The organism is Streptacidiphilus jeojiense (genome assembly GCF_000719095.1).
Lineage (GTDB): Bacteria > Actinomycetota > Actinomycetes > Streptomycetales > Streptomycetaceae > Streptacidiphilus > Streptacidiphilus jeojiensis.
The window spans coordinates 137,452-148,215 of the sequence record NZ_JOEH01000024.1 but is presented as its reverse complement, the minus strand read 5'-3'; the positions used below and the strand labels follow the sequence as shown (position 1 = coordinate 148,215).

Annotated in this window: 7 protein-coding genes, 1 tRNA gene and 1 pseudogene; 5 read left to right on the top strand and 4 right to left on the bottom strand. The window is 71.5% G+C overall.

Going from position 1 to position 10,764, the window contains the following annotated elements; translation table 11 throughout:
- Window positions 1-855: pseudogene (locus IF29_RS47040) on the top strand (PKD domain-containing protein); the annotation flags it as partial.
- A gap of 61 nt (window positions 856-916) precedes the next feature.
- Complete coding sequence (locus IF29_RS48620) at window positions 917-1,048, top strand: hypothetical protein (protein ID WP_269665044.1); 132 nt, start codon at window positions 917-919, stop codon at window positions 1,046-1,048.
- Window positions 1,049-1,558: 510 nt separating this feature from the next.
- On the opposite strand, the gene IF29_RS0129630 is transcribed toward IF29_RS48620, so the two are convergent.
- The 4 genes from IF29_RS0129630 to IF29_RS0129615 all read right to left on the bottom strand — a co-directional run bounded on the left by IF29_RS0129630 (window position 1,559) and on the right by IF29_RS0129615 (window position 5,962).
- Window positions 1,559-1,631 (bottom strand) — tRNA-Arg (locus tag IF29_RS0129630).
- Window positions 1,632-1,707: 76 nt separating this feature from the next.
- Window positions 1,708-2,382: a response regulator transcription factor gene (locus tag IF29_RS0129625; RefSeq protein ID WP_030261288.1), complete on the bottom strand. Its 675-nt coding sequence runs from the start codon at window positions 2,380-2,382 to the stop codon at window positions 1,708-1,710.
- Complete coding sequence (locus tag IF29_RS0129620; protein WP_030261286.1) at window positions 2,379-3,596, bottom strand: sensor histidine kinase; 1,218 nt, start codon at window positions 3,594-3,596, stop codon at window positions 2,379-2,381. Before IF29_RS0129620 ends, IF29_RS0129625 begins: the two co-directional genes overlap by 4 nt.
- Window positions 3,597-3,715: 119 nt before the next feature.
- Complete coding sequence (locus IF29_RS0129615) at window positions 3,716-5,962, bottom strand: MMPL family transporter (RefSeq protein WP_051726188.1); 2,247 nt, start codon at window positions 5,960-5,962, stop codon at window positions 3,716-3,718.
- A gap of 248 nt (window positions 5,963-6,210) precedes the next feature.
- On the opposite strand from IF29_RS0129615, the gene IF29_RS0129610 reads away from it, so the two are divergent.
- The 3 genes from IF29_RS0129610 (at window position 6,211) to IF29_RS0129600 (ending at window position 10,740) form a co-directional block, all read left to right on the top strand.
- Window positions 6,211-7,467, top strand: a complete 1,257-nt coding sequence (locus IF29_RS0129610; protein ID WP_030261282.1) for a cytochrome P450 — start codon at window positions 6,211-6,213, stop codon at window positions 7,465-7,467.
- A gap of 186 nt (window positions 7,468-7,653) precedes the next feature.
- The gene (locus IF29_RS0129605) at window positions 7,654-9,114 is read left to right on the top strand and encodes an aldehyde dehydrogenase family protein (protein WP_030261280.1); all 1,461 of its coding nucleotides are present in this window, start codon (window positions 7,654-7,656) and stop codon (window positions 9,112-9,114) included.
- Window positions 9,115-9,228: 114 nt separating this feature from the next.
- Complete coding sequence (locus IF29_RS0129600; RefSeq protein WP_051726187.1) at window positions 9,229-10,740, top strand: MFS transporter; 1,512 nt, start codon at window positions 9,229-9,231, stop codon at window positions 10,738-10,740.
- Window positions 10,741-10,764 lie beyond the last annotated feature (24 nt).

Sequence of the window (10,764 nt, the reverse complement as noted above, 5' to 3'; positions counted from 1 at the left end):
CCCGTCGCCGCCGACGGCACCATCGCCCTCACCGCCAGCCCCGGCGCAGCCGTCCACCTCATCGCCGACCTCCAGGGCTACTACACCACCAACACCAACACCGCCGGGTCCGCCTACACCGCCACCGGCCAGTACCGCGTCCTGGACACGCGCATCAGCAATCGCTTCCACAACGGGCCCATCGCCGCCGGACAGACCATCAATGTCCCGGTGGCAACCACCAACGTGCCCTCCGCCACCAGCTACGCCGTGCTGCGGGTCACCGCGACCGCACCCACCACCGGCGGCTACTTGACCGCCTACACCGGCGGCACCGCTCGCCCGGCCGTGTCCAGCCTCAACTTCGCCGCCGGACAGACCGTATCCAACCTGGTCACCGTGCCCGTCGGCGCCGACGGCACCGTCAACCTCTACAACAGCACCGGCAAGACCCAGGCCGTGATCGACCTGATCGGTACCTTCACCACCGCCACCGACTCCCTGACCGGAAACCCCTTCATCCCCACCAACCCCACCCGGATCCTGGACACCCGCAACGGCACCGGCACCCCCAAGGGCACCCTGGGCTCAGGCAAGCACCTCACCCTCAAGGTCGCCGGCACCACCAACGTCCCCGCCGGCGCCACCGCCGTCCTGGTCAACCTCACGACCACCGGTTCCAGTGCAGGCGGCTACCTCACCGCCTACGCTGCCGGCGGCCCCAACCCCGGAACCTCCACCCTCAACTTCACCACCGGACAAACGACCTCCACCCTCACCCTGATCCCCGTCAGCTCCAACGGCACCATCAGCATCTACAACTACACCGGTACCACCAACGTCATCGCCGACCTCGAGGGCTACTACACCCCCTGACGCAGAGCAAGGTCAGTTGGGGAGCTGTCTTGATCTTGGGTCTTACAAGATTTTCGCAGCGGTGATCGTCCTTCGATGGGAGCTGCGGCGCCATCAGCGGCAGACGGTCGACGCGATCACCGCTGCACTGGCCGGTGGCGGCCAGGTGCTGGTGCCCTCGCTGGCGCTGCTGGCGCAGACGGTCCGGGCCTGACGCGAGGTCCGGGCCTGACGCGATGATGTCGGGTCACGCTGAGCGCGCTGACCGTGTCCTCCGAGGGCGCCGACGAGCCCGCCACGAACCCTGACCCGGACGTCATGCAGGAGCGTGAGCTGGGCCTGGAGGCCACCACCGCAGCGGAGCGGATCCCCGCGTCGGTCGACTGCCCAGCCGACCGAATGCGAAGCCAATCGGCACAGGCACCAAGCTGGACGGCCGCAATGGGAACGAGGCGAAGCCGTCCTTGGGGCCCTGCTCAAGGACGAGCGTTCAACCGAAAAGCGTCATCCTGCACGGAGTGCGGACGAAGGCACCAGTTGCCCCACAAGCAGGTGTCGGAACTTCTGGGTGCCGGGGTAGGGCACACACCTGCGACGGGCGTCTGCCTCCCCCACCCCTTTGACCTGGACTTATACACTCCACCTCAGGCGCGCCACACTGCCGCCGAATCGCGGGATACCCGCGATCATGGCATTGACCTGCGACTTTACGTCGCAAGATGTGTGCCCTAGGCAGGATTCGAACCTGCGACACCGGCTTTAGGAGAGCCGTGCTCTATCCCCTGAGCTACTAAGGCTGGACACCGACACTCTAGCGGATCAGGAGAGCGCCCCGGTGGCGCTCCTGCGTCGGTGGGGGTCCGGTGGGGGTGGTCACTGCGGGGCGGCTCGGACCAAGCCGCACTGGTAGGCGATGACGACCAGTTGGGCGCGGTCGCGGGCGTCGAGTTTGGCCATGGCGCGGTGCAGGTGGGTGCGGACGGTCAGTGGGCTGAGGAACAGCTGGGCGGCGATGGCGTTGTTGTCGAGGCCCTCGGCGGCCAGGGCCATCACCTCGCGTTCGCGTCCGGTGAGCGGGTCGAGCCGCTTCAGGGCGTCGGGGGCCGGGCCGAGTTCGGGGCCGGTCAGGAAGCGGGTGATCAGGGTTCGGGTGGCCTGCGGGGAGAGCAGGGCGTCGCCCGCGGCCACGGTCCGGATGGCGTCCAGGAGTTCGCCCGGGCCGACGTCCTTGCCGAGGAAGCCGCTGGCGCCGGCCCGCAGCGCCTGGGCGACGTACTCGTCGAGCTCGAAGGTGGTCAGGATCAGCACATGGGTGTCGTTCAGCTGCGGGTCGGCGCAGATGGTGGCGGTGGCGCTGAGGCCGTCGGTGCCGGGCATGCGGATGTCCATCAGGACCACGTCGGGACGGTGCGCGCGGGCGAGTTCCACGGCCTGGGCACCGTCGGCGGCCTCGCCCACCACCTCCAGGTCCGGGCGGGAGTCGATCAGCAGCCGGAAGGTGGCCCGCAGCAGGGCCTGGTCGTCGGCGAGCAGGACACGGATGGTCATGGAGTTGTCTCCTCGTCGGGGACACGCGGATGCAGGGGCAGCGCGGCGGCGACCTCGAAACCGCCGCCGGGGCGAGGCTCGGCCCGCAGCCGGCCGCCGACCGACTGGGCGCGCTCGCGCATGCCCAGCAAACCGTAACCGGAGTCGGCACCTGATTCCGCCGACCGGGGTCCGCGGTGCGGCGCCCCCTCCTCGTTGCGGACGGTGATGTTCAGCAGGCCGGTGGAGTAGGTCAGCTCCACCTCGGCCACTGCCGTCCCCGCATGCTTGGAGACATTGGTCAGCGCCTCCTGGATGATCCGGTAGGCGGTGAGGTCCACGCCGGGGGACAGCTGCTGCGGGGTGCCTTCGGTGCTGAGGGTGACGGTCAGTCCGGTGGTCCGCATCGCTTCGGCCAGGTCGGGCAGCCGCTCCAGACCGGGGGACGGTTCCAGCGGCTGCCCCGCGTCGTCGCCCTGGCGTAGCAGCCCGACGGTGGCCTTGAGTTCGCGCAGCGCCGAGGAGGTGGTCCCGGCCAGTTCGACCAGCAGCTTCTCGGCCTCGACCGGATGGGAGTGCATCAGATAGGCGATGGTCCCGGTCTGGGCGTTGGCCAGCGCCAGATGGTGGGCCACGACGTCGTGCAGTTCCCTGGCGATGCGCATCCGCTCCTCGGCGACCCGGTGCCTGACCTCCTCCTCCCGAGCGTGTTCGGCCTGCGCCACCCGGGCGGCGACCGCGTCCTGGTAGGCGCGCCGGTTCTGGACCGCGTAGCCGAGCAGGGCCGGGATCACGATCATGGCGGCGGGGTTCACCGTGTTGAGGATGAAGGCGTAGCCGGTCGGCCGGACCACCATGGTCGTGAAGGCGAGCAGCAGGGCCACGGCCGAGGCGTAGCCGAACGCGACCTTGCGGGTGCCGTCCACGGCCAGCCGGTAGAGCGCCACCATGAGCGGCCCCAGCAGCAGCGGGGTGAGCAGGTAGCCCAGGGCGCAGGCGACGACGGCGCAGACCGTGGTCACCGCGACGACGGTGCGGGTGTGGCTGCGCTGCCACAGCAGCGCCGCGGAGCTGACGGCCAGGAGCACCGCGGCGTTCCACCATGCTGGGTGGCCCGGGCGATCCTGCGTGATGAACACGGTGGCCGGGACGCAGCCGACGAAGAGCAGTACGGCTACGGCCCCGTCGGCGAGGCGGGGGTGCTCGCGGAGGTACCGCTTCCAGCCGGTAATCATCGAGTCCTCCTGCTCGGGGGTGAGTCCATCGTGGCCGAGTCCGTCGGGAACGGCCCGGGTACGGCCCCAGGGCCGCCCGGGTCTGCCCCGGACGGCCCCGCGAACGCTGCTGTCTGCTCCTATCGGAGCGGTACCGGCTCCAGAGCCTCAGCCTCAGCCATAGCAGCGGCATCGGCATCGACATCAGCCGCCGCAGCGGCCCTCCGCTCCAGGGCCTTGCCCTCGATGTCGACCCGGGGCAGCACCCGGTCCAGCCAGCGCGGGATCCACCAGGCCCGGTCACCGAGCAGGGCCAGCACGGCCGGCACGATCGCCATCCGTACCACGAAGGCGTCGAACAGCACCGCGATGCCCAGGCCGAAGCCGATGGTCTTGATCATGGAGTCGCCGGCGCCCAGGAAACCGGAGAACACCGCGGCCATGATCAGTGCGGCGGCCGTGACCACCCGGGCGCTGTGGTTGAAGCCCGAGACGATCGCCTGCTCGGCGGACTCCCCGTGGGTGTGGGCCTCGCGCATCCGGGAGACCAGGAAGACCTCGTAGTCCATGGCCAGACCGAAGACGATGCCCACCAGGAAGATCGGCATCATGCTCATGATCGGCCCGGTCGTGGTCACGCCCAGCAGGCTCGCCAGCCAGCCCCACTGGAAGACCGCCACCACGGCGCCCAGCGACGCCAGCACCGAGAGCACGAACCCGAGCGCCGCCTTGACCGGGACCAGCACCGAACGGAAGACCATCATCAGCAGCAGGAACGCCAGGCCGACCACGACCACCAGGTAGCGCGGCAGCGCGTCCTGGACCTTCTGCGCGGTGTCGATGTTGATCGCGGTGCTGCCGCTGACCTTGAAGTCCGCCCCGGTGGCGGCCTTCACCGCGTCCTGCTCGGCGCGCAGGGTGTGGATCAGGTCGGCGGTCCGCTGGTCGTTGGGATCGGTGGTCGGGACGACCGAGAACACCGCCGTGTCGCCCGCGGCGTCGAACTGCGCCTTGGAGACGGAGGCGACGCCCGAGGTGGCCGCGATCGTCTTCTCCACCCCGGCCACGGCCGCCTTCGGGTCCTTGGCGCCGTCGGCCTGGACCACGATGGTCAGCGGACCGTTGATCCCGGCGCCGAAGCCGTGGGCCAGGTCGTCGTAGGCACGCCGCTCGGTGCTGGTGGTCGGCAGCGCCCCGTCGGTCGAGGTGCCCAGCTGAAGCTGCGTCACCGGGACGGCGACCACGCCCAGACCGACCGCACCCAGCAGCAGCACCGGCAGCGGCCGGCGCAGCACGAACCGGGCCCAGCGGCTGCCGCCGTTCGGCTTGGTGCGCTTCGGCAGGCTCACGCCCCTGCGGGCGGCCCGGCGCTCCTTGCGCGAGCGCACCGCCTCCGGCCAGAAGCCGAGCAGGGCCGGGACCAGGGTCAGCGACATCAGTCCGGCCACCAGTACGGCAGCCGCAGCGGCCAGACCCATGGTGGTCAGCGCCGGGATGCCGACCACCCACAGGCCGGCCAGGCCGATCACCACGGTCAGGGCGGCGAAGACCACGGCGGAGCCTGCGGTGCCCACCGCGGTGCCCGCGGCGTCGACGGCGCTGGCTCCCCTGGCCCGCTCCTCGCGGTAGCGGGAGACGATGAACAGGGCGTAGTCGATGCCGACCGCCAGGCCGAGCATGCTGGCCAGACCGCTGGTCGAGCTGGACAGGCCGAGCGTGCTGCCCAGGGCGGTGATCCCGGCGGTGCTGATGCCCACGCCCAGGACCGCGGTCAACAGCGGCAGCCCGGCGGCGGCCATCGACCCGAAGGTGACCAGCAGCACCACGGCCGCCGCGAGGATGCCGACCACCTCGGTCGACCCGCCCGGCGACGGAGTGGCCGTCAGGGCGCTGCCGTCCAGTTCCACGGTCAGGCCCGCGTCCCGGCCCTGCTGGACCGCGTCGTCGAGCGCCGTCCTGCTGGCGGTGCTGAGGTCGTCGGCGGTGGTGCTGTAGCTGACGGTGGCGTAGGCGGTGGTCCCGTCCGAGCTGACGGTGCCCGCCTGGAACGGGGTGACCGAACCGGACACCTGCGGGCTGTCCGCGGCCTCCTTCACCACCGCGTCGATGGCGGCCTTGTTCGCGGTGGCGGTGACCTGCTGCCCGTCCGGGGCGACGAACACGATCCGCGCGGACACTCCGGTGTCGGCCGCCGCCGGGAAGTCCTGCTTGATCAGGTCCATCGCCTGCTGGGACTCGGTGCCCGGAACGGAGAAGCTGGTGTTGGAGTTGGCCGGCGCCAGCACCGCTCCGGCGCCGGCGCCGACCAGCACGGCCACCCACACCACCACGGCGTACCAGCGCCGTCGGAAGGCCAGCCGGCCCAGACGGGAGAGAAAGACGGCCATGACAGGGGACTCCAAACCTCGGGACTCGGGATCCCTCCCAGACTCTCCGAGCAGGCCCTGCCGGGGCGTCGTCCGGCTACCGACAGTCCACTGCTGCATCTGCAACAGTCCGCTACTGCGCACGCAGTAGTCCGGCGCGGTTCCGGTACTGCCGGACCGCCCGATGCACCGACAGATCCACCGACCGATGCACCGCCCGATCCACCGACCGATCGACAGCGGGCGGCGGCCGCCGATAGCCTCAGCCGATGATCACTGGGAGCTTTCCGCTCGGGGCGGCCGTGACACTGCCGGAGCTCGCCGAGGACCCGCATCCGCTACTGGCCCGGCTGCGGGCCGAGGAGCCGGTGTCCTGGCTCCCGGCCCTCGGCGGCTGGCTGGTGACCCGCCGCGACCTGGCGACGGCCGTGATGCGCGACGCGCAGACGTACACCGTGGACGACCCGCGCTTCTCCACCGCCCAGGTGGTCGGCCCGAGCATGCTCTCGCTGGACGGTCCCGAGCACGCCGTCCACCGCGAGCCCTTCACCGCACCCTTCCGCCTGCGCGAGCTGCACACCGGGTTCGCCGAGCGGATCCAGCAGCAGGCTGACCTGCTGCTGGACGGGTTGAGCCGGGACGGCGCCGCCGAACTGCGCCGCTCCTTCGCCGGGCCGCTGGCCGCCGTGGTGATGACCGACATCCTCGGTCTCGTCGGTGCCGACACCACAACCGTGCTGACCTGGTACGACGGCATCGTGCAAGCGGTCAACGAGATCACCGAGGGCCGCCCGGCCGGTCCGGAGGGGGCCACCGCCTACGCCGAGCTGCGCGCGGCGGTCGCGGCCACGGTGCACGCCGACGGCGACCGCCCCGGCGACGAGCGTTCCGGCGGCGACCGCTCCGGTGACGACCGCCCCGGCGGCGACCGCCCCGGTGACGACCGCTCCGGCGGCGACCGCTCGCTCCTGGTCAGCGCGGCCGAACGGCTCGGCCTGCCGGAGCTGGCCTCCAACGCGGCGGTGCTGCTGTTCGGCGGCATCGAGACCACCGAGGCGATGATCGCCAACGCGCTGCTGCACCTGCTGGAGGACCCCCGCCGGGTCGCCCTGGTGCGCGCCGACGACGCCCTGCTGGACAACGCCGTCGAGGAGTCGCTGCGGCTGGAGCCGGGTGCCGCGGTGGTCGACCGCTACGCCACCCGCGACGTCCGGCTCGGCACCGCCGAGATCCGCCGCGGCGACCTGGTCACGGTCTCCCTGGCCGGCGCCAACCGCGACCCCGCGGTCTTCGCCGAACCGGACGCCTTCGACGTGCACCGGGCCAACTCCCGCCTCCAGCTGGCCTTCGCGCACGGCCCGCACTACTGCCTGGGCGCGCACCTGGCCCGGCTGGAGACCCGGATCGCGCTGCGCACCCTGCTGGACCGCCTGCCCGGTCTGCGCCTGGATCCCCAGCGCCCCAGCGCCCCGCGCGGCCTGGTCTTCCGCAAGCCGCCGACGCTGCACGCGCTCTGGACCGTCTGAGACGCCCCCTCCCGGTCGGCAAAACGGCAAAACGTAAGACCCAGCTGTGAGTTCGGCGCCCGGGGTGCGGTCCGCTGATCGGTCCGGGTCCGAACTCCGGTACGGCAACTAGGCTCTCGGCATCACGCCACCGTTGCCGTGGCAGGAGCGGTTGGGGTGGCGGCCAGAGAAGGAAGGCACGCACCCATGACCCTCCACCGTGACCTGCTGATCAACGGCCGGAACGTCCCCGCGCTGTCCGGCCGCACCACCGAGGACCTCAGCCCCTACACCGGCGAGGTCTACGCCACCGTCGCGGCCGCCGGCACCGAGGACGTCGCGCTGGCCGTCGAGGCGGCCCATGCCGCGTTCCCCGCCTGGGCCGCGACCGGTCCCTTCGCCCGCCGCGCCGTACTGCTGGCCGCCGCCGACCTGCTGGAAGGCCGGGCCAAGGAGGCGGTCGAGCTGATGGCCGGCGAGACCGGCGGGACCGCCGGCTGGGCGTACTTCAACGTCGGCCTGGCCGCCAACATCCTGCGCGAGGCCGCCGCCGGGACCACCGCGCCGCGCGGCGAGGTCCTCAGCGCCCAGCAGGACGGCGTGCTGGGCCTGGCGATACGCAGGCCGCTGGGCGTGGTGGCCGCCTTCGCCCCCTGGAACGCCCCGTTGATCCTGGGCATCCGCGCCGTCGCCGCACCGATCGCGGCCGGCAACACCGTCGTGGTCAAGGCCAGCGAGGACGCGCCGATCGCCTGCGCGCTGTTCCTGGCCGACCTGCTGCGCGAGGCCGGCCTGCCCGACGGCGTGCTGAACGTGATCACCAACGCCCGCCAGGACGCCGCGCAGATCGCCGAGGCGCTGATCGCCGACCCGAGGGTACGGGCCGTCAACTTCACCGGCTCCACCGGCGTCGGACGCGTCATCGGCGCCCACGCCGCCCGCCACGTCAAGCCGGCCGTGCTGGAACTGGGCGGCAAGAACGCGATCATCGTGCTGGACGACGCCGACGTGGACTACGCGGTGGACGCCGCGGTGTTCGGGGTTTTCCTGCACTCCGGCCAGATCTGCATGTCCGGGGACCGGGTGCTGGTCCACCGGAGCCTCGCCGAGGAGTTCACCGCCAAGTTCACCGCGAAGGTCGCGGCGCTGCCCTCGGGCGACCCCGCCGACCCCGGCACCGTCATCGGCCCGCTGGTCAGCGTCGGCGCCGCCCGCCGGGTCGCCGCCCTGGTCACCGATGCCGTCGCCAGGGGCGCCACGGTGCTGACCGGCGGGGGCGAGCCGCAGGGCGCGGTGCACCCGGCCACCGTCCTCACCGGCGTCACCGAGGACGCCGACCTGCACACCCGCGAGGCCTTCGGCCCGGTCTGCGTCCTCAGCACCTTCGCCGACGACGACCGGGCGGTCGCCCTGGCCAACGCCACCGAACACGGGCTGACCTGCGGCATCATCACCGAGAATGGCACCCACGGACTCAGGGTGGCCGAACGCATCGACACCGGGATCGTGCACATCAACGACCAGTCGGTCGCCGACGAGCCCCAGTCCCCCTTCGGCGGCACCAAGGCCAGCGGCTACGGCCGATTCGGCGGCCGCTGGGGCCTGGACGCCTTCAGCAACACCCGCTGGGTCACCCTGGCCACCCGGCACGCGCAGTTCCCGTTCTGATCCGAGGACCGCCTCGGTCGTTCTCCCCGGGTAATGCAGCAATGGACTAGTCGGCTTAGGGTCCTATGTACACCTTTGTACATTTTTGTTGTGGATTCCCTTGGGAGCGACGCCATGACCCGTCCGACCACGACCACAAGCCAGGGTGCAACCGGCCTGACCCGTTCCACCGGCGACAACCACCGCTGGTGGGTCCTCGCCGTCATCGGCCTGGCCCAGCTGATGGTGGTCCTCGACGCGACCATCGTGAACATCGCGCTGCCCTCCGCGCAGAAGGACCTGGGCTTCACCGACGGCAACCGGCAGTGGGTGGTCACCGCCTACGCGCTGGCCTTCGGCAGCCTGCTGCTGCTCGGAGGGCGCATCGCCGACCTGGTCGGCCGGAAGCGGATCTTCCTGATCGGCCTGGTCGGCTTCTCGGTGGCCTCGGCCCTCGGCGGCGCCGCCCCCAGCTTCGAGGTCCTGGTCATCGCCCGGGCCCTGCAGGGCGCCTTCGGGGCGCTGCTGGCGCCCGCCGCGCTGTCGCTGCTGACCACGACCTTCTCCGACCCCAGCGAGCGCGGCAAGGCGTTCGGCATCTACGGCGCCATCGCCGGCACCGGCGGCGCCTTCGGGCTGCTGCTCGGCGGCCTGCTGACCGAGTACCTGAACTGGCGCTGGTGCCTGTTCGTCAACCTGATCCTGGCCGCCATCGCCTTCGTCGGCGCGGTCCGGCTGCTGCACGCGGGGGCGCCGGAGGACCCGCCGAAGCTGGACATCCCCGGCACCGTCCTGGTGTCACTGGGCCTGTTCGGGCTGGTCTACGGCTTCTCCAACGCCGAGTCGCACTCCTGGAGCTCGGTCGGCACCTGGGGCTTCCTGGTGGCCGGCGTGGTGCTGCTGATCGCCTTCGTCTGGTGGCAGAGCCGCACCGAGCACCCGGTGCTGCCGCTGCGGGTGGTGCTGGACCGCAACCGCGGCGCCTCGTTCCTGGCGATGTTCATCGCCGGCGCCGGGATGTTCGGCGTCTTCCTGTTCCTGACCTACTACCTGCAGCAGTCTCTGTCGTACTCGCCGGTGATGACCGGTGTGGCCTTCCTGCCGATGATCGCCATGGTCATCTTCGCCTCGGTCACCGCCACCAACGCGCTGGTGCCCCGGCTCGGTGCCAAGCCGATCGTGCCGGTCGGCATGCTCCTCGGCGCCCTCGGCATGGCCTGGCTGACCCGGCTGGACCTGCACAGCACCTACGGCGCCAACATCCTGCCGCCGTTGCTGGTGATGGGGATCGGGATGGGCCTGATCTTCGCCCCGGCCATGTCCCTGGGCACCGCCGGGGTCGCCTCCCACGACGCCGGCGTCGCCTCCGCCACCGTCAACACCAGCCAGCAGGTCGGCGGCTCGATCGGGACCGCGCTGCTCAACACCCTGGCCACCAGCGCCGCCACCGCCTACCTGGTGGGCAAGCAGGCGTCCCCGGCCAACCAGGCGCAGGCGCAGCTGCACAGCTACTCCACCGCCTACTGGTGGTCGGCCGCGTTCTTCGTCTTCGGCATGGTGGTCTGCGGGCTGATCTACCCGGCCGGCAAGCCGGTGATCCACCCGACCGAGGAGGGTGGCGGTACCGCGCCGTCGGTCCACATGTGAACCGGTGGCGCGGCACCGCCGGGC

What these genes read in the sequence shown, in the direction of transcription:
- IF29_RS0129625 (WP_030261288.1), bottom strand. Translation starts at nt 2,382, where the DNA reads ATGACCATCCGTGTCCTGCTCGCCGACGACCAGGCCCTGCTGCGGGCC.
- IF29_RS0129620 (WP_030261286.1), bottom strand. Translation starts at nt 3,596, where the DNA reads ATGATTACCGGCTGGAAGCGGTACCTCCGCGAGCACCCCCGCCTCGCC.
- IF29_RS0129615 (WP_051726188.1), bottom strand. Translation starts at nt 5,962, where the DNA reads ATGGCCGTCTTTCTCTCCCGTCTGGGCCGGCTGGCCTTCCGACGGCGC.
- IF29_RS0129610 (WP_030261282.1), top strand. Translation starts at nt 6,211, where the DNA reads ATGATCACTGGGAGCTTTCCGCTCGGGGCGGCCGTGACACTGCCGGAG.
- IF29_RS0129605 (WP_030261280.1), top strand. Translation starts at nt 7,654, where the DNA reads ATGACCCTCCACCGTGACCTGCTGATCAACGGCCGGAACGTCCCCGCG.
- IF29_RS0129600 (WP_051726187.1), top strand. Translation starts at nt 9,229, where the DNA reads ATGACCCGTCCGACCACGACCACAAGCCAGGGTGCAACCGGCCTGACC.